The sequence below is a fragment of the Bradyrhizobium erythrophlei genome (genome assembly GCF_900129425.1).
In the GTDB taxonomy this organism is placed as follows: domain Bacteria; phylum Pseudomonadota; class Alphaproteobacteria; order Rhizobiales; family Xanthobacteraceae; genus Bradyrhizobium; species Bradyrhizobium erythrophlei_C.
Map to the genome: position 1 here is coordinate 4,420,036 of NZ_LT670817.1, position 22,715 is coordinate 4,442,750.

Annotated in this window: 22 protein-coding genes; 6 read left to right on the plus strand and 16 right to left on the minus strand. The window is 58.0% G+C overall.

Translation table 11 applies throughout. The features are described from left to right. Positions 1 to 2 precede the first annotated feature (2 nt). The 5 genes from B5527_RS21005 to B5527_RS21035 all read right to left on the minus strand — a co-directional run bounded on the left by B5527_RS21005 (position 3) and on the right by B5527_RS21035 (position 7,835). The gene (locus B5527_RS21005; protein ID WP_079607406.1) at positions 3 to 422 is read right to left on the minus strand and encodes a CopG family transcriptional regulator; all 420 of its coding nucleotides are present in this window, start codon (positions 420 to 422) and stop codon (positions 3 to 5) included. 260 nt (positions 423 to 682) lie between these two features. Next, the gene (locus B5527_RS47730) at positions 683 to 1,120 is read right to left on the minus strand and encodes a DUF2934 domain-containing protein (RefSeq protein ID WP_425305085.1); all 438 of its coding nucleotides are present in this window, start codon (positions 1,118 to 1,120) and stop codon (positions 683 to 685) included. Positions 1,121 to 1,319: 199 nt separating this feature from the next. Continuing rightward, positions 1,320 to 2,615, minus strand: coding sequence for a DUF892 family protein (locus B5527_RS21015; protein ID WP_079603231.1), 1,296 nt, complete (start codon positions 2,613 to 2,615; stop codon positions 1,320 to 1,322). Positions 2,616 to 4,534: 1,919 nt separating this feature from the next. Then, the gene (locus B5527_RS21030) at positions 4,535 to 5,989 is read right to left on the minus strand and encodes an IS1182 family transposase (protein WP_079603234.1); all 1,455 of its coding nucleotides are present in this window, start codon (positions 5,987 to 5,989) and stop codon (positions 4,535 to 4,537) included. Between the two features lie 190 nt (positions 5,990 to 6,179). Then, the gene (locus tag B5527_RS21035) at positions 6,180 to 7,835 is read right to left on the minus strand and encodes a hypothetical protein (RefSeq protein ID WP_154072419.1); all 1,656 of its coding nucleotides are present in this window, start codon (positions 7,833 to 7,835) and stop codon (positions 6,180 to 6,182) included. A 228-nt stretch (positions 7,836 to 8,063) separates the two neighbouring features. Here B5527_RS21035 and B5527_RS21040 point away from each other — a divergent pair, with 228 nt between their 5' ends. Further along, complete coding sequence (locus B5527_RS21040) at positions 8,064 to 8,651, plus strand: lipase (RefSeq protein WP_154072420.1); 588 nt, start codon at positions 8,064 to 8,066, stop codon at positions 8,649 to 8,651. Between the two features lie 311 nt (positions 8,652 to 8,962). Continuing rightward, positions 8,963 to 9,322, plus strand: a complete 360-nt coding sequence (locus tag B5527_RS21045; RefSeq protein ID WP_154072421.1) for a lipase family protein — start codon at positions 8,963 to 8,965, stop codon at positions 9,320 to 9,322. Between the two features lie 101 nt (positions 9,323 to 9,423). Here B5527_RS21045 and B5527_RS21050 read toward each other — a convergent pair whose 3' ends face one another. Beyond that, entirely contained in the window at positions 9,424 to 9,981 is a 558-nt protein-coding gene (locus tag B5527_RS21050) for an SGNH/GDSL hydrolase family protein (RefSeq protein ID WP_245332676.1), read from the minus strand. Between the two features lie 777 nt (positions 9,982 to 10,758). Between B5527_RS21050 and B5527_RS21055 the strand changes: the two genes are divergently transcribed. Next, positions 10,759 to 11,331: an NYN domain-containing protein gene (locus B5527_RS21055; RefSeq protein WP_079603238.1), complete on the plus strand. Its 573-nt coding sequence runs from the start codon at positions 10,759 to 10,761 to the stop codon at positions 11,329 to 11,331. 239 nt (positions 11,332 to 11,570) lie between these two features. On the opposite strand, the gene B5527_RS21060 is transcribed toward B5527_RS21055, so the two are convergent. From B5527_RS21060 to B5527_RS21090, 5 genes are all read right to left on the minus strand, one after another. Next, entirely contained in the window at positions 11,571 to 11,780 is a 210-nt protein-coding gene (locus tag B5527_RS21060; RefSeq protein ID WP_079603239.1) for a hypothetical protein, read from the minus strand. Between the two features lie 872 nt (positions 11,781 to 12,652). Next, positions 12,653 to 13,627, minus strand: coding sequence for a Bug family tripartite tricarboxylate transporter substrate binding protein (locus B5527_RS21075; protein ID WP_079603242.1), 975 nt, complete (start codon positions 13,625 to 13,627; stop codon positions 12,653 to 12,655). A 149-nt stretch (positions 13,628 to 13,776) separates the two neighbouring features. Beyond that, on the minus strand, positions 13,777 to 15,357 hold the full coding sequence (locus B5527_RS21080; protein WP_079603243.1) for a gamma-glutamyltransferase family protein: 1,581 nt from the start codon (positions 15,355 to 15,357) through the stop codon (positions 13,777 to 13,779). A gap of 89 nt (positions 15,358 to 15,446) precedes the next feature. Further along, positions 15,447 to 15,665, minus strand: coding sequence for a hypothetical protein (locus B5527_RS21085; RefSeq protein ID WP_079603244.1), 219 nt, complete (start codon positions 15,663 to 15,665; stop codon positions 15,447 to 15,449). A 122-nt stretch (positions 15,666 to 15,787) separates the two neighbouring features. Beyond that, positions 15,788 to 16,720 (minus strand): diiron oxygenase, encoded by a 933-nt coding sequence (locus tag B5527_RS21090; RefSeq protein WP_079603245.1) that lies wholly within the window; start codon positions 16,718 to 16,720, stop codon positions 15,788 to 15,790. 87 nt (positions 16,721 to 16,807) lie between these two features. Here B5527_RS21090 and B5527_RS21095 point away from each other — a divergent pair, with 87 nt between their 5' ends. After that, positions 16,808 to 17,605, plus strand: coding sequence for a GntR family transcriptional regulator (locus B5527_RS21095; protein ID WP_079603246.1), 798 nt, complete (start codon positions 16,808 to 16,810; stop codon positions 17,603 to 17,605). A gap of 211 nt (positions 17,606 to 17,816) precedes the next feature. Here the strand turns inward: B5527_RS21095 and B5527_RS21100 are convergent, their stop codons facing one another. Continuing rightward, positions 17,817 to 18,047, minus strand: a complete 231-nt coding sequence (locus B5527_RS21100; RefSeq protein WP_079603247.1) for a hypothetical protein — start codon at positions 18,045 to 18,047, stop codon at positions 17,817 to 17,819. Positions 18,048 to 18,378: 331 nt separating this feature from the next. Between B5527_RS21100 and B5527_RS21105 the strand changes: the two genes are divergently transcribed. After that, positions 18,379 to 18,540 (plus strand): hypothetical protein, encoded by a 162-nt coding sequence (locus B5527_RS21105; protein ID WP_154072422.1) that lies wholly within the window; start codon positions 18,379 to 18,381, stop codon positions 18,538 to 18,540. 309 nt (positions 18,541 to 18,849) lie between these two features. On the opposite strand, the gene B5527_RS21110 is transcribed toward B5527_RS21105, so the two are convergent. Both B5527_RS21110 and B5527_RS45925 read right to left on the minus strand, forming a co-directional pair. Then, positions 18,850 to 19,665 carry a Hint domain-containing protein gene (locus B5527_RS21110; protein ID WP_079607409.1) on the minus strand — a complete coding sequence of 272 codons (816 nt, stop codon included), beginning with the start codon at positions 19,663 to 19,665 and terminating at the stop codon, positions 18,850 to 18,852. A 450-nt stretch (positions 19,666 to 20,115) separates the two neighbouring features. Beyond that, complete coding sequence (locus B5527_RS45925) at positions 20,116 to 20,466, minus strand: hypothetical protein (RefSeq protein ID WP_210199317.1); 351 nt, start codon at positions 20,464 to 20,466, stop codon at positions 20,116 to 20,118. An 803-nt stretch (positions 20,467 to 21,269) separates the two neighbouring features. On the opposite strand from B5527_RS45925, the gene B5527_RS21120 reads away from it, so the two are divergent. After that, positions 21,270 to 21,806, plus strand: coding sequence for a GDSL-type esterase/lipase family protein (locus B5527_RS21120; RefSeq protein WP_079603250.1), 537 nt, complete (start codon positions 21,270 to 21,272; stop codon positions 21,804 to 21,806). Positions 21,807 to 21,894: 88 nt separating this feature from the next. On the opposite strand, the gene B5527_RS21125 is transcribed toward B5527_RS21120, so the two are convergent. Together B5527_RS21125 and B5527_RS44300 are read right to left on the minus strand one after the other, a co-directional pair. After that, entirely contained in the window at positions 21,895 to 22,296 is a 402-nt protein-coding gene (locus B5527_RS21125; RefSeq protein ID WP_079603251.1) for a hypothetical protein, read from the minus strand. Positions 22,297 to 22,354: 58 nt separating this feature from the next. Continuing rightward, positions 22,355 to 22,636 (minus strand): hypothetical protein, encoded by a 282-nt coding sequence (locus B5527_RS44300; RefSeq protein ID WP_154072423.1) that lies wholly within the window; start codon positions 22,634 to 22,636, stop codon positions 22,355 to 22,357. Between the last annotated feature and the right edge of the window lie 79 nt (positions 22,637 to 22,715).

The window sequence follows — 22,715 nt, forward strand, 5'->3', positions numbered from 1 at the left end:
CTTCACCTCGTCCTGTCGGCAAGAGCGGCCTTGACCGCGGGACTGGCGTGCAAGGCACCCAGCACGGAAATTGAAGCAATGGTGGCGCGGGCGAGATCGGCCGTGACGTCTTGGGCGATGCTGGCAAGGCCCAGAACATTGATGTGCAGCATCTCGCCGGCCCGCCGTGCCGCCTCGAGATCCTCCCGGCTGTAGTTTCGCAAACCGAGTTCCAGACTTTTTCGGGCCGTGGACTGTTTGACTACGTCTGCGTGGCGTTCGAGCTGGTTACGGATCGCCGTTCGAATGAAATCAGTGCGATTGGAGTAGAACCCGTCCTGCACCAATAAATCGACGTGACCCAAGTCGACATAACCAAGGTTGATCGTGATTTTTTCGGTTTCGGGAGGTTTTGGTCTGAGCTCGTGGACATTAGGGGTCATTTGTTTTTGCCATCCATATACCATCTGCATGGATGGTATATGGATGTCTTCGAACGTCTGTCAAGTGGACGCACTGTCCCGACGGTCGTCGGCCGCCGCCGTTTATAGGGCGGCGGCAATGCCTTGCAGCGGATCTCCAGCCGGCCATCGGGAAAGTCATAGATGTCGACGAACGTGCCTGCCCGGGCTGCCGTCGCCATTTGCGGCGGACCTGCTGCAGTGTTCAATGTTTTCGAAGATCGAACGGCTACAGCGATCCGCTAAAGGTTGTCAGGAGTGCGCAGTGGCGAGGATTTATCCGCGTTGCGTAACTCCTGTTCAGCCAGGTGCCAAAACTCTTCGTCCCTGTTTTCGGGCTTTCCGGCGTGCTCCCAAAGTTCGTGAGCACGCTTGCGAATATCTTCTTCGGAGGGTTTTTCCATAGCACTTGCCCGCTGCTCTAATTCATTTGTCAGCGTCAGTATTCGCTGGGCTGTTTCCCGATCACTCAGCCACCGCGCGAAGACGCGGTATTTATCAGCTTTGGCGCGAAGGTGGGACTGGCTATCTTCCACGGCAAACTCTTCCTCAAGAGTAAGACGACGAAGAGGCTGAAAAAGTTCACTTTTTTTGAGCATTTCGAAACGAGATTGATTTTTTGAAAGTTCCCGAAAAATTGCGCACGCCAAGTTTGCCGCTGCTCTAAAGCGAAAGGCCATTTGCGCTTCGCCGACCGCGAACGCCGCTGATCCCGCTAGGACCAAGACAGAAGCAATATAGTGCCGATGACGCCGTCAAATATCGTTTCAGCAGTGAGCCAGCAAGGGCAGCAAGACCTCGGCCCTGAGGTCAACGCCGGGACGAAGGAAAAGCGGTCCCTATGCGGGACCGTTTTTTCAAGACTCGGCGCGAGGTGAGCTATTCGGCGGCTGGGTCAGCCTCGAAAGCGGTCTGTTCGATGACTTCGGGCATTTTGGCGACCGACATCAGCGAACGCGCGACCTGATTGAGCAACTGATCCGCATTCTCTTCTTCCCCCAAGGACTTCGAGAGCAGCGCAACGACCGCAGTGTGACGCAACTGCTGAGCAAGATTGCGGGCGGTGGTGTAACCCGAGATCTCGTAATGCTCCACCCGCTGCGCAGCTCCGATGAGTGCAAGATCGGAGGCCGCATCGTCCTTTTTGACATATTCCTCCATCACTTCCTGGTCCTCTGCGACGAGGCCCTGCATCCCCTTGCAGACCTTCGCGCGAGGTGTTTTCCCAAGCAACTCAAAGCATTCGTTGAGACGCTCGACCTGGGATTCGGTCTCTGCGAGATGGATTTCGAAGAGTTCCCGTAGCTGGTCGTAGCGTGCGGCCTCCGCCATCTTGGGCAGCGCCTTCGTCAACTGTTTCTCGGCATGCAAGATGTCGCGCAACTGATCGATCAGTAGTTCGTCGAAGCCCATCGGGGCGTCCGGCGGCGAACTCTCGGCGACGATAGAAGGCGCTCCGCTCGGTTCGGAATTTTGAAGCGCCGGCGACGCCGTGAAAACCCAATCGTCACCCTGATTCCAGGGACCGCGAGTGTCGATTTCACCATGATCGCCGGTGCCAGTGGAATCGTTGAAAAACTGGTTTACGAGACCGGGTGTGGGCGCGATGCGACCGATACTGAACGCGGGCTTGCCCATGCTTTCGAGCGCAAGCAAGAATGCCTTCATATGGGTGATTTCCCGTGTCATCAGGAACTGCAGGGCGTCCTTGGTGCCAGCATCGTCGCAGAAATTGATGAGCCGCTCATAGACGATTTTGGCGCGGGCTTCGGCCGCGATATTGCTCCGCAGATCAACATCGAGTTCGCCGGTTATTTTAAGATAATCGGCCGTCCAGGCGTTTCCTTGCGAATTGAACAGATTGACGCCGCCGCCGCCGGCGATTGCGATCAAGGGATCAGCTTCCGCTGCCTCGCGATCGAACTTTGATGGTTTTAAATGTAGTCGTGCCAGGGAGCCAACAACCTCAAGATGGCTGAGTTCTTCCGTGCCGATATCCATGAGAAGATCTTTGCGGTCTGGATCTTCGCAGTTGAGTCCTTGAATTGAATACTGCATCGCGGCGGCTAGTTCGCCATTCGCCCCGCCGAATTGCTCGAGCAACATATTGCCAAATCGAGGATCCGGTTCATCGACACGCACAGTAAACATAAGCTTTTTAACGTGATGGTACATTGGAAACCTCTTGATGGTGGGAGTGATCTAGGCCAACCGGACTGAGGTCTGAACGTTCCCTAATTTTCTTTGAGTTCGACCGCTGAGACGCCGTACCTCGCGAGTAAAGCAAGCGACTTGTCCCACGCGGTCTCAACCGAGTTCCCCAATTACGTATCGAGGAGTCCGATGGATGGGAAAAGCAAATCGGCGGCGGAGATCTCAACTGGCATTTTGTTAGGCGCCGGCACGGCATCGGATCGACTCGAGCGGCCATCGGGCAGATCGACGCCCGACCGGGATCCCGCCGCGGCGTGCGCGTCATCTCCGCTCGCTTGCTCGAACTCCTCGCCGGCACGTCCCCAGGTCAAACTTTCCCATCAGCCGACGGATCCGCAGCAGGACGACGACGGCGGCGGGCGCGCTTGACGAAAAAGTCAGGTTGGCCGCGCTGGATTGAAGTTGGCTTTTCAACGCCGCCAAAAATCACAGGCGCCACGGCTGCGCCGACGGCTCAGAATTGACGCGGGTTGTGGAACTGATGCCCAGGACCGGGCGTTGATTTTGACGGTGACTTATGGCGACACAAGAACTTAGCGGTGACGGGATGATAATCATCGACGGCCAAAACGTCGAGACTGTCTACTATTGGCTGACCGTGGTCCCCGAGGCAGGTCCCGTGATCGCAGAGGGTTCGATTTCGGGGTCGGAGGGGGTGATGAGGAAGGTCAAGAACGCGAAGGTCGCTCGGCTGGCTCTTGTGGATGGCCCAACAGTCGCTTTGCAATGCCACGGCGGTCGAAATGGGACGCGCTGGGTGCGATGCAGGCAGGATCGTTAGCGGTTCCGGGCAGCAAAGTCTCGGTGATGCACCGGAGCTAAATCGCGCATGATCAGAATACGTATCGCGTTGCACGTCGCCGAGCGGCTAGAAAACCGCTGCGTCCCCGAACTTGCCCACCTCCGGCTCCGTCCATGCCGAACTGGTCACCATATCCATTTCGCAGCTCCTGCAATTCTTCGAAAATGGCCCTCGATCTACCAGCACCGCTGATCGTGGCGGTCCCTGCCCCATACCAAAGGTGAACACGTAACCAAAAGTTCTCTGCAAACGGCTCAAAGGCACCAGATTATCATCTGTAATTCCCCGGCTGCGCGCTTCTTCATTTTGGGCCTGTAGATCGACGAGCCGGCGTACCGGCGGTTCGTCCTTTTCGATCTTCAGACGCTCAGCCCGAGCCTTCTTCAGGTTAGCCGGATTCGGTTCCCATCCCGCGATCTTCGAACTTACCTCGGACCTGCGACAAAGCGCTTCGTGCGTTCGTGCCTTGCGATCGAACGGAAAACCGAATCGAGCGCGGCAGATGTAGCAACGACAGCGGTCAAATATTTCGCGATCTCTGTCCCCTTCGCCAAGAGCACAAAAAGCTTGCGGTACCGGTGAGCGCAGTCGCCGCTCTCGTTAGGATGTTTGCTCGGATCGGCGTGATGAGGCTCTAAACCGACATGTCGAGCGCGTGTTCGATCCGTCACGGAAGGAAAGCTAGAGTAAATTCGTGCGCGATCGATGAAGCCGGAAGCCGTCCGGTCGCGGCATGAGTCGCTGGCGCCATCGGAGCAACTGGCCGGCTTCCCGTTCGCTCGGATGCAGACCCGGTATATCCACGGCTCGACCTAGCTGCCTGCCAATATTCCTCGATGCGCCCCGGTCGAACTGAAGATGTCCGTTCATCGGGGTAGAGCGGACTCTCCGTGAATGGCTCACCACTTCCGAGTTTGACCCAGGCCGTGTGGAAACGTTTTCGTTTCCCACGCAACCGAGCGCGATGGGCCTCGACGCGGCCGTCTGAGTCTATTTTTGCTGTATCGAGCCTGGAGTCGACCTGGGGGCCGCGCTGAGCGAGATGAAGGGTCACAAAGCGCGTACAACACAACACTCCTCATGCCCGGATCGCCGCGAGGAACGGTTTGATACCGACGATATTCATCACGCGCGTGAGGTTGTAGGCGAGCACGTGCAGCGCCATCTCAGTCGCCACCTTCGGCAGCGTCTTCATCAGAAAGTGCGTCGCCCCCATCCGCATCTTCAGCGTGGCGAACGGATGCTCGACGGTTTCGCGGCGCACACGCATGGCTTGCGGGTTCTGATCGAGCCGCGTCTGCGCGGCTTCGACGACGTGTTCGTGTTCCCATCGTTTGATGCGGCGCTCGTTGGCCGTTGTGCACCGATCCTTGAGCGGGCATGTGCGGCACGCCTTCGTCAAGTAAATCAGCATTTTCTGGCCATCTTCATCAGCGGTGAAGTGGTGCGCCAGCGTCTCGCCGGCCGGGCAGCGATAGACATCGTCCTTGGCCAAATAAACAAAATCAGGTTTCCCAAAACGGCCTGCCGACTTGGCGCCAGAGGTTTGCGGCTTGGGCAGCGTGACTGCGACGCCGGCCTGTTCGCAGGCCAGGATTTCCTCCCCTTTAAAATAGCCCCGATCCGCAACGACTTCCAAGTTATCGCTGCGCAGCGCGGCTTTCGCCGCCTGCGCCATCGTCGCCAGTTGCGATCTATCGGTGCCGACGTTGGTGACCTCATGCGCGACGATCAGATGGTTCGTAATGTCGACCGCACTTTGCACGTTATAGGCAACCATGCCTGAGCCGCGCCCGCTCGTTGCCATCGAGCGGCAATCGGGATCGGTCAGCGATATCTGCTTATCGGGCGAAGCGAGCAATGTCTTTTCAATCGCGGCCAGCCGTTTCACTTCTTCGTCGAGCTTCGCCAGCTTTTCCTTAAGCCGTGTCTTGGTAAGCAGCACTGTTTCCGACGGCTCTTCTCCTGCGGCAGTCTGGCGGTCGGCGGTATCGAGTTGGCTCATGTAGCGTGCCACGCTCTCTTCGATCTGCTTCTGGCGGCGTTGGATCTTGCCCTGCGTGAAGTTGTTGTCACGACTGTTCACGGCCTTGAACTTGCTGCCGTCGATGGCAACGCTGGCCTTCGCCAGCAGGCCGATCTTTCGGCACAAGGCGACGAATCGCGCGCAAACCTTCTTAATCGCGGGGCCATTGTCCTTGCGGAAGTCGGCGATGGTTTTGTGATCCGGAACGAGCCGCCCGGTCAGCCACATCACCTCAACATTGCGGCCAGCCTCACGCTCCAGCCGCCGGCTCGATTGGACCCGGTTCAGATAGCCGTAGATGTAAAGCTTGAGCATCGCCGAAGGATGATACGCAGGCCGACCGGTCGCTGCCGGATCGACGCCGTCAAACCCGAGGTCGCGGAGTTCCAGCGCATCGACGAACACATCGACCGCCCGAACAGGATTGCTCTCGTCGACCCAATCCTCAAGGCATTCTGGCAGCAACGTCGCCTGCCCGCGATCCAGTCCCGCCACAAAGCCTGGCATCAAATCCCCCGTCGATTCAGTAGGGGATCATGGCATGGGAAGAGTTTTCACACAGCCTGGACCCAGAGCGGAAGCCGCGCGTTCTCCGGTAGGCGATAACAGAGATTAGTGTGTTTGCCGTGACCGGCGCGACTGCAAAGCGAGGACCATCGCGTCGGCGGCTGCGCGGTCGGCTCGGAAGTGACTCGGTCTATGCTCCTGGTGCCGTCTTGCTCGTCCAGAGCCGCGCAACCGCGTAAAGCGATAAGCCCGATCCAAGGCAAGCCGGAATCGCGGACCACACCCAAGCTGTGTGTTCGGGTTGCAAACTGACGATGATCACGCCCTGCCCCGCAGCAACGCCTGCACCGATCACTGCGATTGCCCAAGCTGGGCTGATAGCGGCGGAATTTCCGCTTATTAGGGGGGCTAATACGAGCGGACCGAATGCTAACTGTACACAAAGACACGCGAGCTGCAGGTTAAGAAACCAACCGCTGGCGAAGCTCAGGCCGGGATCGTCATTTAGCACGAACAAAGCGATCAGCATGACCACGCAGAGACTGCTGCCTGCGATTATGGCGCGCCTCCTCGCGAGAGCCTCATTGGACGGCTGCGCCCGTTCCGGCGCCAAGCTTGACCAGACAGCTGGGATAATGTCGTACCGAATAGTTGCTAAAATTGCGGAAAACATCGCACTGCCCGTCAACACAGCCATCGCAATCACGCTTACGAGCAAGAGCCATGAGGCCACATCCGCCAGGTCGTTCCGCTGCGAAGCAAGCCGCACAATGAAAGATCGCAGGACGTCGGCGCCGCCCGGCGTGTTGGTCGCGAGTACTGCGATCGTTCCGAACATGCATATGAGCAGCCACACCAGGGCGCTGGCGCTAGCGTACATCGCTAGTACTCGTGCAAATGTCTCCGGGGTTCGGCCGGTGTCTACGCGACCAGAATGCGGATCAATCTCCAGCGCTGTTATTCTGAGCCAGTTCGTCGTGTCGACAATCGGATAGAAGATCGGCAGTAGGACCAGAGCTAATAGGCCCGAAATCGATGTCTGCGTCTCAGCCCGCAAGGCGGAGACGCTCTCGGTGATCACGGCTGGAACGCCTTGGGCATACAGACCAATTAGAGCGATAACGAGCGTGGTCGCTGCCAGGACCGCTATGAGTTCATTGACGATCCTCGAAAACCTGCGAAACAGGCGGGCGCCGAGTGGTTCGATATCAGTGGTTTCGCCGGAGACCGGACTTCCGATCGGACTAGTGTCGATGTATCGCGATCGTCGATAGATCAGCACGATTGCGCAGCACGCCGCAAGGACGGTCACTGCGAACGTTCCCTGTGGCGGCATTTGTCCAGCCGACGAAATCAGCATGTACAAAACAATGAGGGTCGATCCGATCAATCCAAAATACAGAATTCCAAGTTGCGCCTGCGCCGAACGCATGGCCCCGGAATTCCCGGCCGGTATTGTGTACAGCAGCATCAAGCCTAAAAGACCACATGCAATGGGGAACGTGGTGTTTAGGCCGCCCGGCAGGATCGGCTTTACCAATGTCGCGGCGCCGATCGCTGCGCTGGCGATCAAGCCCGCAAAAGCGCAAACACTCAGCATCGCCGCGATCAACTGCACGCGCGCATCGTTGCCGTGTTGCCGTGCGATGAAGCCTGGGACGGTGACTGACCGATCGCGTTCGAGTGCCTGGCTCATAAAGGCGCGCATTGGCAGTCGCAGCCTCTGGATCAAATACAGACCCGCTCCGAACATCGCCGAGAAGATCATGGCTGGCCAGAATTCGCCCTTGGCACCCCAGCTAAATAACTGGCCGAAGGTCGCAATCTGTAGAGAATAGGCGATCAAACTGTTCCGTACGACGCCGGGGGGCGTGTGCTCGGATGCAACGAAGTATTCTCGCGCTCGGGCGTATACTCCACGGCCCAAGAGATAAAGTGGGATGCACGAAATCCCGACGCAGGCAATGAGAGCGAGTAATGCAAAGCTCATCATAAGAGCTTTAGGATTGCAGGTAACTGGATTTCGAGCAATAAAGTCGATGATCCCTTGGTGATGGCGCTGGGGAGGAGGCCTGTGCAGAACGACCGTAATGATGTCGGCAGCTTGTGGGTAGGAGTGGTCGCAATCATCGCCCTCCTCTATTGCAATCCCGCCCGTGCTGAGGCGCGTGTCATTTTATTGCGGGGTTGGTTCGGCGTATTTTCTACTGGTCTGGACGAGATCGCCGACGCGCTCAAAGCCAAGGGCATCCGGGCGGAGGTAGCTGGTCATCTGTATTGGAGAACAGCCGCAGACGATATCCTGCGCGAGCGCGCCGAGGGCAAGACCGACGCGCTTGTACTGGTGGGCCACTCGCAGGGAGCCAACAACGTCATTGATATGGCTCGAGTACTTGAAGCGAAAAATGTGCCCGTTGCGCTATTGGTCACGCTCGCTCCATACAGGCAGAATCCCATTCCAAGCAACGTCATGCGGGCGATCAACTATTACCAATCTACTGGTTGGGGAGCTCCGATCACGGCCGGAACTGGTTTCCAGGGCAGGTTATCTAATATCGATGTGAAGGAAGACTCGACTGTTTCCCATATCAATATCGACAAAAGTACTCGCGTTCAGGCCGAAATTGCTCGTGAGGTCGGGGCGGTCGTCAAGGCCAACTGACCTGCGGACGCGCGGTGTCGCTGACCCGAGTTCCCGCGACGTGCTATTTCGGCAACATAATCTTAGAAAATCGATTCAGGCCTTTTCGGAATTCGTTGGGAAGGATCGGTTCATATGTCGTCGTGGCGCGTTGTAACGACGGGCTTGGCGCTCGTCCTGTGCGCAATTCTTGCCCGGCCCGATCCCGGCTACGGCCGATCCGGTGCTCGCACCGGTTCACAATCACGGGGAGGCTCGCACCTTTATGTGTTGCTCGGTCTGGGCAATAATTCGCCGGGGGCTCAGCGAATTCGGCAGCAGGATGGCACGGCGTGGCATTCCGACGACGGTCCGAAATTATGGCGACTGGCCCGGCGCTCGCGCAGGAGGCGATCCAGCAATACAGGGACGGCCGGCTTCGTTCGATCATGATCGTCGGTCACTCGCTCGGTGGCGGTGCCGCTGTCGAGATGGCGGCGGAACTCGGCCAAGCGGGTGTTCCGGTCCAACTGGTGGTGACGCTCGATCCGGTAGGCGCGTCGCAAGTTTCCTCTAACGTCCGCCGCTCGGTGAATTTTCACCCCACAGGCGGCGAAGATCATTTCTCGGTCATCGCGGCGCACGAAAGGGACTTGAGCAACTATGTGTTGGGGTCCCGCGGTGTGACGCGAAGAAGTGGCGCTGCGCCGTAGCCGCCCGATGACAGTTTCAGTTAAGGTAATTTCGTGAATCTATATCTACGAGGATGGCAACGCTGCTCGGCCTTTCCAATAAAGGCTTTGTTCCGACACCGTTAGGGCCGCCGGCTGATGGTTGCCATGATCCGGGGTAGTAAGGCAGCAGCAATCATTGCGTGGCCTTCGCCCGTGAGGTGGATGGAGTCGAAGGTGTAGTAGCGAAGGGGGATCTCCTCGTCGTAGACGATCACTTTGATCGAACGATTTCGCAACCGGCGCTCCATCGCCGCAATGTTGGCGGCGCGCTGTTCCTTCGTCCCGAGGAAACGCCGGTCATTGGCCCCCGGCTGCAAAATCACGATGTCGGTTCCGGTCGGTACATCGCTATCAATACGCGTGAGCATGCCTGCGGTGGTGTCGAATGGCACGCCCGCGTTGATGACTTGTGCATCGATCCCCTTGGCTTTCAGTAAGGCCTGTAACTTGGCCGGATAGGCGCCCTGTTTGCCCACGTACCAGCCTTGCGTATTGCTGGCGCCAATCGCGACAATGCGAAGCGGCGCTGCAGCAGCGGCGGTCATTTCAGACAGAAGTACTATTACGGCAAAGAGTATCGCCCTAATCATAATGAGCCCACATTCTTGCCTGTGGAACAGCTTCGGCTTCGCAGACAATAATGGCTCCGGCTGCGATGGCAATCAGCTTTCTCGGTTGACGCGGTGGGCGGGGTTGCGGAGCCATCGGCATTGCCCTCTCAGTTCGAGGGTAACAAGCCTTGCCAAAAGCGTCGCCGGATAAAGTTGACCAATTACGCCTTCGAGGTTGCATAGACTTCGCGCTAACGGCTCACCGTCGAGGATGAGCGGCCAAGCAACTTAGCGATCGATCGGAAAATCGGCCGGTTTTGACTTTTAATCATGGGGTCGAGGGTTCGAGAATAAAATCAGGCATTACCTCCATTTTTTGCGTCAGGGTCGCCGATGGCCCGGGACCCGGGGACGCACCGGGGACAGAAAATCGTGTTCGCCCTTCTCAAACGGGGGCCGGCCCGGGCGGCACAAACGCCACGGCCAAGATTCTCTCAAATGGTGGCGGCGTTTAGGGTTGGATTCGGAGGTCCGAAGGCGATGCCAGACCAACGGAATTCCCCGCGCCCTCACCTCTCATGGTCCGGATGTACATGCGCCCCCCTCGCGCTGGGTACCCCGAAATAGGCCCGCCCTAAAGCAGAATTTAGCTCACAATCAGAACCATGCTGGGCCGCACCGGCATAGCCCGAAGTAAGACGCCCTTTGCGCGCCGCCGTGCTGGGGTCGTCTCTTTGGGGCAAAGAAAAACCCGCCGGGGTTGAGTCCGCGAGTCCTTGCCCTCACTGTCAACGTTGACAGTGACGTAATCGCGGTTTCGTTCTGTATCGTTAGGTGTCTCCATCGGTGCAGGAGGGCCGACTTATGCCAAGAGGCGGAAACAAGATCGCGCTCTTTATCGATGGCGCCAATCTCTACGCGACCGCCAAGACGCTCGGCTTCGACATCGACTACAAGCGCCTTCTCAAGGAATTCCAGAGCCATGGAACCCTGGTGCGCGCGTTTTACTTCACCGCAATCAGCGAGGATCAGGAGTTTTCGTCCATCCGGCCCTTGATCGATTGGCTCGACTACAACGGCTTTACCGTCGTCGCGAAACCAGCAAAAGAATTCGACGATGGCAACGGTCGCCGCAGGTTGAAGCGCAACATGAGCGTCGAACTCGCGGTCGGCGCGATGGAGATGGCCGAGCACGCTGATCAGATCGTGCTGTTTTCCGGCGACGGAAATTTCCGCTCGCTGGTCGAAGCGGTGCAGCGCCGCGGCGTCCGGGTTACCGTGGTCTCGACGATTTCGAGCCACCCGCCGATGATCGCCGACGAGTTGCGGCGTCAGGCCGACGTGTTCACCGATCTGGTTGAATTGCAGTCCAAACTGGGCCGCGACCCGTCCGAGCGTCCGGCCCCGCGACGCACAACGCCACCGAGCGGAATATGATCGCGTGGTGGCGTTGGTATTTCCATGGCCAGGCGCTCAAAATCCCCCAGCAAGGTTGTGTCGGCACAAGCGAGCAAAGGTTCAAAGAAAAATTCGGATTGTAGCTCCAACGGGCGCGTTGGGGCCCTTTACACTCTCCTGGAGAAAAACAATTGTTGCGGTAGGTTGGCACTCCCCGCGGTTAAATATGCCGCCGCAACTCAAGGATCGCGGCGGACCAAGTCGACAGTCTCCCGCTTCTAGCGCTTCGCCACGCCTGGAAAGATCAATGCCTGATCCTCAATTTCCTGGTTTGGAAGCTTGCTTACGCCGGCGGCGGTATGGAGCTCCTGCAACGATGGGATAGCAGCAGTTCCGGCGGACAGCTTGGTCGACGGAGACCTCAGCATGGCAGTCGCAGCGACGACTAGAGCCACAGTCACGAAAGCGGAAATCATCTGACGCTTCATGGGAAACCTCCCGTTCCGTTCGTAGAAAAGTCTGCAGCATTCTAATTTGGCTCGAACCGCGACGCGCGAATGTGAGCTGCTTCACGTCTCACGCTCACTTGATGCTGAGAGAGGCGCCTTCGGGCAGTCTTTTTGTTTGCGATGCGCTTCCGTCTCCCCCGCCAGTTACCGCTGTGCGCTACGCAACGAAAATACAATTCAGGTTGCGCGCCCGCTCTGGTTGCGCTTGGGCACGCGATCGATGATTTGCTTGCGGCGTCGACGCCGATGGCATCGTCGCGACGGTTCGACATGCGCGATCTTGGTCAGGTGTTCACTCACATTCACGATCGAGAGATCGAGATTTCCGAAGGTTTCTACTTGGACCTTCAGACGTATTTTGCGCGTGATTGCCGCGGAATCGCCCGGCGCTGCAGGGATTCTCAACACAGTTTCTGACGAATAGCTCCCGGCCTCACTGCAGAGGTCGGAGTCCGAGTATGCGCTTTTTTAGTTTTGTTAGTCGGTTGGCTCAGGGGCAACCGCACGCCGCTCTGTCTTGCTTCGAGGCCATGGTATACGTACTCGTCGGGCTTGGCGTCGTCGCGCTCCTCATTGGCGGCTATCTCAGCGCCCTCGCTTGGGCAGTCCACGAGATCGATAAGCAGACTAGCTACGATTGAGCGTTCCGCCCATCGTCTGTTGCAGGCAGCGCTGTCCGCCCTGGTGCTGCTGGTATGCTTCCATCTCCTGGGAGCTGCCGCGGTTTGACGTCCACGCATTAGCACTGGGCGCGAAACGACTACGATCTTACGATGTGAAGGTCGAAAACGGCACGTTCGCAACCGGCCCGCGGAAAGTGCGTGGGTTTTACCCCGACGTCTTTCGCTCGGTCAGTTCCGCAAACCAGCGGTTTCGACAATTTTTTTCCATCGCGGAAGCTCTTCCTGCAGACGCTCCGTAACGCGCTGCGGTGCGCCACCTTCAGGCTCGGCGCCCATCGTCTTCAAGTGATCCTGCATTTCCTGGGTCGTCAAGGCGTCATTGAGAACCTGATTGAGCTTCGTCACGATCTCAGGGGGCGTGCCTTTCGGTGCCATGAGTGCCATCCATGACCCCATGTTGAAGCCCTGATATCCAGCTTCGCTCAGCGTCGGAACATCCGGAAGCTGAGATGATCGGTTGGGAATGGTTACGGCGATAGCCTTCAGATCCTTCGACCGCACGTAGGGTGCTGCTGTCGGAACGACATCGACCATCACGTCGACTTGCTTGGCCATCAAAGCGGCGAGAGCCGGAGAGCTGCCTTTGTACGGAACATGAGTCCATTTAAATCCCAGCTGATCTTGTAAATATTCTCCCATAAGCTGGAGGATGCTGCCGCTGCCAGCCGACGCCATGGTTAGTTTGCCCGGCTGCGACTTCGACAGGGCCACGAGTTCCCTCATGTTGCTGACACCCAGCTCATTTCGTGTCACCACGATCCCCGGCATATTGGCGAACAGGATAATCGGGTCGAATTGCGTTATCGGATCCACTTTCTCATCCGGAAAGAGTGCCGGGGCAACGGTCATTGGTCCGGGTGCACCGACAAAAAGTGTGTAACCATCTGGCGCTGCGCGCGCCACGAAATTGGACGCAACGCTGCCTCCAGCACCCGGGCGGTTTTCGACGACAAACGTTGCTGATAGTTTCTTCGAGAGAGCCGCAGCTATTATCCGCCCCGCAATATCGACCCCGCCGCCAGCCGCAAACGGAACGACGAGCATAACAGGTCTTGATGGATAAGGAGCATCCTGCGCGCGAACGGCGCCCGCCGAAAGCACCGTTGCCATTGCAAGCGTTGATACGAATTTCACAATTCTCATTTCGACCTCGCGTTCAATCCAGGGTCTAGTCCCGGCTCCTGGATAGCTTTAGTTGCACTCGCAGTGACGGGAGTCATCCCTGCAGCTTCCGAAAATCGGCCTGCGCCACCCAAAATCGCTTCCGTGGATTGTGTGCCGGACGGCAAGCATCACGCGACCGCCACGTGACTGTCTCTCCGAGAATCGACGCCTCCCAAGTATCTTCCATCGGCACGATGCAATATCTGCATCCCTCCGAAGTCCCAGCTGCTGGTGCTCTGAGCTGTCAATCTGTGCCCGTACGACGCAAGCTCCCCCTGCACGTCCTCGCTGAACCCAGGCTCAAGCACGACGTTGCCGCCTTCGCCAATTTTAAAGCGCGGCGCATCCACGATCGCCTGCGGGTTCTGCTTGTAAGCGATTAACCGCGCAACAATCTGGACATGGCCTTGCGGCTGGAAGGTGCCCCCAGTCGAGCCGAATGCAACGAGGTCGCCGTCCTGAGATGCAAGGAACCCGGGAAGAATGGTGTGAAACGGCCGACTTCGCGGACGAATGCAAGTAAGTGATTCCGGATTTGTCGAGAAACAAGCACCTCGGTTCTGCAGAGCCACGCCCGTGTGAGGCACGACAATACCCGAGCCGAATCCCATGTAGTTCGACTGAATGAAGGATACCATCATGCCTTCGGCATCCCCGGCGGCGAGATACACGGTACCCGCAAGTGGAGCCAATTTGTGCACGAATGGTCCGGCCTTCTTGCGTCCGATTGCATCGGCATGCTTCGCGACGAGAGACTGATCGATCCAGGAAGTGCCGGGCGGCGGGGCAGCAGACTGACCGATTCGCGGCCCCATTTCCGCGAAGGCTGCCTTGATCGCTTCCACTTGCAGATGAATGGATCCAGCGGAATCCACCGGGTACGCGGAAAGATTGAGCCGATCGAGTATCGCGAGGGCAAACAGTGCAACGACGCCCTGCCCATTGGGTGGCAGTTCGTACGCTTGGGATCCCATAAACGATGAGCTCAACGGCTCGACCCACTCAGCCTCATGCGTCGCCAAGTCCTCGAATTTAAGGTCTGCACCGCAGTCGCGAGCAAATGCCGCGATTCGCTTTGCGGTCTCGCCGCGATAGAAGTCAGCGCCGTTGCTCTCGGCAATCCGGGCAAGAGTCTCTGCCAACTCGGGCTGACGAAAACGACTTCCAACGGGTGGACTTACCCCATTAGGCAGGAAGGTTGCCGCAAAGCCAGGCTGACTACGAAGGATTTCGCTTTGTTCGCTCCACTTGATCGCGACACCAGGAGAAACGAAGAACCCGGTCTCAGCGTAGTTGATCGCCGAACGCATGAGTTGCGCGAAGGGAAGCCTGCCAAATCGCGAAGAAAGAGCCGTCCAGGCGGAGATCGCGCCTGGAACCGTCACGCTTTGCCAGCCTCGCTCCGGCATTTTTCGAAGACCATGAAATGCGGTGACATCGACTGACGCCGGGGCACGACCACTGGCGTTGATTCCATGCAGCCGTTCACCATCCCAGACTTGCGCGAACGCATCCCCGCCAATGCTGTTGTTCGTCGGCTCCACGACAGCGATAGTCGCAGCCGCCGCGATCGCCGCGTCGACGGCATTGCCTCCTTGCTCAAGGACACGGATCCCTGCTTGAGACGCCAGCGGTTGCGATGAAACGACCATCGCCTCGCCGATCACCGGCTTGCGGATCGACAGGTAAGGTAGCTCGGTCGAAATCATTGCTTGTCCTAAGGCCACCTAATCACCACCGTTTCACGCGCCGGCGCCCCCGCCCGTATACAAGCTGCCGACGGGTAGCTTAAGCAGGGTCAGAAGCGACCTTCACGCACATCGTCCTTCAATTCCAAAATCACTGGAAGAGGTCGGCAATCATCGAGGAGAGCGATGAACGCGCTCCTGTGTTGAGGTATGCTTCTTACTGAAGACCGCGTCAGATCCGGACGCCCCTGGTTATTCAGCGCGTCGATGATGATGTCGATGACCTGCTCGCGCATTTCATCCCCGTGAATCTCGGTGATACGAGACATGAGTCCTCCATTTTTTTCAGTGAGCAAGCAATGCCTACCGCAAGGCCCTTTGCCTTCTAAGGCTGTGCGGCAATTTGGCATTTCGCTGGAATCTCATCCAAATAGTCAGGTCGAAGTGTAGGTCATTCGGCCGCGGTCACGGCGGGTTCGCGACCTTCGATCTCGGGGATACGAGGGATCGGAACAGCGTAAGGTTCGACTTCGCGGCGGATCTGGGCCAAGGAGGCGGCGATGATGCTGACCTCCTCGTCTGGGAAAGTCGCTCCCAGACCGTATTCGGCCGCAAGTTGCCTCGCGCGAGCGCTTCGTTTGCGCTCGTCCTCAGGAAGATTGACGACGGCATAAACGCCGTTCAGCAGGCTCCCACGCAATTTTTTTGCGAATTTTGCCCCCAACGTTCGTTTCTGATCTGCGCTCAACGTCTCAAAGAAACGGCGCATCAAAATGCGACCGAACTGGATGTGGCGAGCTTCATCGCGCAAAATCAACCGACATGCTTCTTTGATCGCAGGGTGGCGCGCGTTTTTGTAGCGCGCGGTGAGCAATTCGCCGGAAAGCTGCTCGAACAACGTATTTACAGCCATGCCCGCATAAAAGGGCATTGCTTTTTCGTCCGTCTCGTCGTGGAATTTGGGAATTACCATCTGAAAATAGTCGCTCTTTGGAATTGGCTGGTAATCTCCAAGAGCGGCCGCGACACGGAAGCTCGCTTCGTGATGCCGAAGTTCTTCGGCAATGAAATTAACGACATGCTGCTTGATTTCGAACGGAAGATGCTCAAAGACGGCGTCACGAAAGCGCTCTGCACCATAAGGAGTGGCTCCATGCTCCATCCACGCGCGAAGGCTCCACCACTCCGCGCCGGCCTGCCGTACTTCTTCGGGAAGGGTTTCGGCATATGTCTTTAGCGCGCCCCAGTCGATCACCCGGACCGGATCCCAGGAAAGATCACGAGCCTGCAGGCAAAGCTGCCAGATATCGTCGTACAGAATATCCGCGACTATTGGGTATGGATTTGGATTCTGGATTGTCTCTTCGAGCATCGACGCATCCATTGCAGGCCTCCAATCGTTAAGTATCGTCAGATCGTAGACATGTATAAGGCGTTATACAACCTGTTTTGGGACTGCGCAGGAAAATAAATGATTGATCGTTCGCTCTATACTCCGCCCTACGTTCAGATCGAAGCCTCCCTCGCCGCCGAAGCGGTCGCATGGCCTGACGGAACGGTACCGTTTCATTCCGAGGCCGCGGTGGCATCCCGGTTTCAAGTAAGCCGCATGACGGCTCGACGCGCTTTGCAAGGATTGGTTGAGCGCGGGCTGCTTAGGAGAGCGCGTGGTCTCGGTAGTTTCGTAACAGCACCAAAGCTGGTCGAAGCATTTACGCCCACGATGCAGGTCCACCGCGCTTGGCGAACACTGGGGCTGGATGTTGAGATGCGCGTGCTGCGCTTCGAATACCTACATCCCGGTGAAGATGCATGTCGAAAGCTCGAACTGAGGAGAAACGCAAAGGTTTTGTATATGCGGCGTCTCCGCCTGCTGGCAGGCGCGCCCATCGCTTTAGATGATCGATTTATTCCGCCCGCCATTGCCAAGGCCGCCAAGTTGGTGCGGGCTGACCTGGCGGGATCCATACTTGATGCGCTTTGGCGCGCTGGTCCGCTCTCTCACGCGGATTGGGAAATCGAGGCTAGAGCAGCAGACCAAGAGGAGGCTGCCTTGCTGGCCATGAGTCCCGGCGCTCCAGTACTCTCGCGCAACATGGCGTACACTCGTTTAGACGGAGGAGTCGCCGGCATAGGAACGAGTATCCACCGCGCCGATCGGATGCGTTACGCTTTAACTCTGCCACTTCATACCCCTGGGAGCGGCGAGCCAGCATCTGCGACTCCCGAGGTCGTGGACGCTGACAGCAAAGAAATTCAGGCAGGATAGTCCTTCGATGGCATTCCCTGTGCCTGTCGCAAATCAAATCCGGACATATTGATGATGCAGCCCGCAATGAGAAGCCAAGTTTTTCTCAAATAGTGCGGCGTCTCGCGTTGAATTTAAGACGCGGTGTCCGAAGGCGACGACAGAGAAACGGAATCTCCCTGCGCCCTCACCTCTCCTCGTCCGGAAGCACCGACTGATACCGGCGGGATAATCATCCGGTCTTACCATCCTGATCCTGACGAAGTTCAAACGCGCCCTGCATTTTATCGACGACATCGACCAAGGCTGCGCTGCACTTGTCGCGAGCGGCCCTTCCAAACCGAATTCCCTTAATTGCCCAGTTCGTATCCCCACGCGATCTCGGCGCATGATGCTCGATCAAGACTCCAACGAAAGGTTCGCATTGCGGATCCGACTTTTTGACCGCAGCGGCGATCGCCATCTCGAGATCCTCGCGCGAAACTCGCTTTCGATGGGAAGATGGTCCTTTCTTTCCCGTCCAAGGCCGTGACATCAGACTCCCCGAGATGTCGGCACCATCGGTTTAATGGAGACTCTTATGGCTAAATCGGGCGGAATTCGTGGCAAAAAGTCCTGATAAGCCTGCCAGGCCATGAAATGCTTCCTCTGCGAGGACTGCGGCTGGAACCATCCCCATAAGCCGCGGGAAGGCGAGCGCGCCTGCAACTGCGGGGATGCTGGTGCACCCCGCCGTTGGTGCAATCAGAGCGAGCCGAGCACCCGCCGTCGCGCTCCCTGGTGGCCGAGTGCTGATGACCCTGATGAGTGCCGGCAATTACATCGCCAAACTTCCGGAGGCCGAGCACTCGGCTGAGGAATGGCAGATGGTCGCCGTTGAGCAAGCGTCGATCGCGAAAAGTGCAACATCCAATTTCAGGGCGAGCGGCCTCCCGGCACCTGAGTTGCTTATTTGACAATTCCCCTCGTGGGGGACGGCTCGCGCAATCGCCGCACTGGCGGGGCTGGCTCAAGCCGGAGAACCGCTGGGCGGCCTTCTCGGGGGTAGCGTAAGGCCGTTTCAGCGGAGAACCTCATGCGGCGATCTTCTTCCTTATCGGCGGCGCGCATGACGGTCGTGAGTACGTCATCCGGCAAGGGACGCTGCAACACTTTTGCTTGGTCCCACGGAGCAGCCCGTTCTTTCGCTCGACCTGCACGCACAATGCAACGCCCGCCGGCAGATGCCGACGGGCGGCCTTGTTGCATCACTCGCGCTGTGCGGATTATGGAGCGAGTTCCTCGGCACGCGCCGCGAACTGCTCATAAGCCTCTTGAAGAGGATCACGCACGTCGATGAAGTACGACGCTCCGAGCCCGAGCAAGGCATACAAGTGCGCTCGCCCTCTACTCAGGTTCGGCGCGGCCAATGGAACTGCCGAACAAGGATCATCCGGGTAGAGGCGCTTGTACTCGACAAAGTTGGTGAACAGGTCAGGATTTCCCCCAGCGAAGGTCTCGACGGGAGCCCCCTCGGCCCAGATCACTTCCTGTGTGTTGAGCAGAATCTGGAAATATTCGATGGTTTCCACGTCCGGGGGCACAACCGGCGCGATGGAGGTCCCGTTTACGAGATCCCTCACCTCCATGAGGAAGCCGTCGATAAAAAGGGCGTGTCCAGGCGAGAGATAAAGGTCGGTGTGAGGCGTGTGATCGTCAATGGCGAAGCGCGAGACGCGGATCGGCACGACCATCTTGGGCCAAGAAGCCCCACTCCGTCTAAAGGTGTTCCGCCCGATCCATTTTATCGGCAAATCCTCGCCACGCATTGTTTTGACGGGATCGCCGATTCTAAGATCCTCAATCTGCGCCTCGCCACGCGAAGTCAGGACGCGCGTGCCCTTGAGGAAGCAGTGACCCTTGCCGCCGCCTGCACCCCCACCCCAACCTCCACCGTTACCGGGTGCGGCTTGAGAACTCGGCGGCACGGCTATCGATGCGAGAGCTGCGATACCAGCCACTTTGGCGACAAACGCGGCGGACGCACCCATGAAGTGGCGGCGTGCGGGGCTACGCGGGTGGTGGTTATTGGAAGCAGACATGGCAGCCTCCAGCATTTAAAACACGCCATTTAGCTTCATCCAAGCCGCTGTTGCGGTCAATTAGGTTGATGCGAGTTCCCTTTGTTCTTGCGAGGTACCTCTTCAGAGGGCGTGCCGGAGCAAATGTGGGCCACCATGACCGAACGATCCTCGACCCCTACGTCATGCGACGTTGGCGAGTTACGCGCCGGTATCGCTGGATCAATCCGGTCGCGCAGTCCTCCCGAGCGCCCGCCGATCGGCCCCAGCGCAGGGCTGGCCAGCCGCGCGCGGCCGCGGACGGCATTTCTCAAAAAAGCACCCGCCATTGGCGACGGGTGTCAGTCTAGGGAGGAAACGCTTCGCAGTGTAAGCCGATTCGCGGGAGCGTTATGTGTCGCAATTCACACATGCATACGAAAACTCCGGGAACCGCCAGGCACGTGCCGCGCGGACCCGCGCCCGCGCCCTTTACTGTGTCGGCGTGGTGGGCTTCTTGGGTTGAGCGCGCGCGGCGCCCGTTTTGGCTTTACCGTCAGATGCCTGGCGATCGCGCACGGCGATCAGTTCTTTTTGAAGCTTCAAGCGTTCGTCGAGGGTCATGGCGGGCTTATCGTGCTTCGGCAAATCTTCTACCGGGAGATAGCCGCTTGCTTTCGGAGGCGCCGGCGTCTCAGCCCGCGCGTCCATCAGTGATGAGCCGGCCGTGGAAGTCGCGCACCCGCCAAGCGAGAGGCTCGACAGCAGCAGCGCTGCCGCGGCGAACGCCGAAATCTTTCGCTCACTCGACACATACGCAATACCCATGGATCGTCGTTCCACGAGTATTGCGGACCAATTATGACCGTCAGCCGGGCCGGATCCGGTTCCTCATTTGCGCAGCGCTACCGATGATGCCCTCGAAAGGCCGCCTGGAAGCTGGAGGCCGCGCCGTAATTTGAATCCTGCAGCGCCGGGTTGCACTACAGCCGGCGCCAGCGGGCCCATATCGGCTGTTGGGCCGACGCCTCGGTGCTCCTTCAAAATCCCGATGATCTTTTCTTCCGAAACGCGCGTCGCGCCTTAACGAATCGTTAGCGTATCGATGCACATTTTAGAGAACTCCGGGCAAATAGGAGCACCAAGATGACACGCATGAGGCGCGTAGTACTGGAACGAAAGCTGGAGCAGGCCCGCAGGCTCGCCTTGGAGCCCACAGACCCCCTTACAATCGAGCGGCTGGCCCAGATAATTGAAGAGCTGGAGTTTCAGCTCGAGGATCAGCGGAAGGTCGCCTAGCCCCGCCAGCGGATCCCGATCGGCGCTCCTCGAGTCCCTCCGCGCTCACGATAAAATCAGGCACAACTTGAATTTGCCGTTTTCCCAAAACGGCCCGTGTCTGCAATCTGCCTGTCCACAGCCCCGATCGGGCAGCGGTGTGGATTCTGTTTCCCGCCCAACCCATGGCGTGATTTGCCCCCGAAAGCGTCGGGGCTTTTGATGCGCCATGCCCTGGCGCCGCAAACCGTAGCTTGGCTCGAATACTGGCGGGGGCCCGTCAATCGGGACGTCGGCCTTGCCGGTTTATAGACCGGGCAGCGAGCTTTACATCATCTTCGTACACGCTAGGGTTGGAATTATTATTTATGGAGCTGAATATGATTTCAAACGGCAGGTTATTCTTCGCTGGGTGGCTTTTTGCGGTCGTGCTCGGCGTTACCGGCACGGCGAATGCCCAGATCGTTGCCTTGGGGGCGAGTAACGTCGCAGGCCGCGGTGTCAGCAGCTCGGAAGCTTTTCCGGCCCAGTTGGAGCGGATGCTTGCGGCGAAAGGTTACAACGTCAATGTTACAAACGCCGGCATTTCAGGCGACACAAATGAAGGGATGCTGGCCCGGCTCGGCTCAGCCGTCCCTGATGGGACCAAGGTGGTAATCCTGGATACGAGCGGCGGAACATTTAACGCACGAAGGAAAAACCTTGGGGATCAAACCGCCGAGTTGGCAGCCATATCGGCGCGCCTTCGCGCGCGAGGGATAAAAGTCATTCCATCGCAAACGGGGCGCGAACTTGGGCGTGGGAGCGAATATCGGCAAGTGGATGGATTACATCTAACGCCGGCAGGACATGCTCGCGTAGCGGCGCAGCTTCTTCCCGCCGTGATCCAATCGCTCCGACATTAGGCGTCACGTCAGAATCCGCTGCGCGCTTGGCAGTGCATGGGCTCCGATGCCGGCCGGCGCGATCTCGCGAGTTTCGGCAGTCAACCCTCTATCTTTCGTGCGGGGCCTGTTGTGTCGAAAGCTTGATGTCGGGAAACCTTGTCATGAGCGCGGTCCTCAAAAACTGAAAATGTCCGATGGTCACTCCCAGTTCGTTCAATCGCCGCTGCCCATTTGCGATCTCGGTGTTGAGCAAACTCTGGCAATGATCGTCCTCCGGATCCCGCGTCAGATACTCATCGGAGTCATTGCCCATGGTTACTGCGGCTCGCGCCAGGACGACATCGATACGTGATTTCAGGCCTGCTTGCTCGGCTTTTGCGCCGTTCAGCGCGTCCTCTATCGAACGAAAAACAGACGCGGCGCGAGCATGATCGGTTTCGGCATCCCGGCCGGCCGAACGCGCCTTGAAGTAATTATTAACACGCGCTTTTAGAAGTAATTGAAACATCTTCGCGCTTCCTCAGGATAGTTGGCCGGATCGACTAGAGCGACCGATAACGACAATCTCAAGGAACAGCCCCCGACCCTGCCGCCCCTCGTCCGTGTCCGAACCCCAGCAAAGATCGCGATCGACTTTTTAAGATGCCGCGCTCCATGCGCAGCCGCTCGTTGAACGAGAATGGCGCTGAAGCGAAGACGACGAACGAAAAGGCAAAGTTGGGGCGGAAAAAAGACAAGCAACGAAAACAACGGATCAAGATGTCGAAGCTCTTGTGCACCTTTTTGAGCGACGAAAGAAAAGGTAAATCAACCGTATTCGAATCGGCAATCCGTGATGCCGAGCTCATCAGAAAATCTTGATCGGTGTCTGCAGAACATTCTGTTGCGGCATTATAACTGGCGAGGCTACTTCCGTTTCGTCGGAAG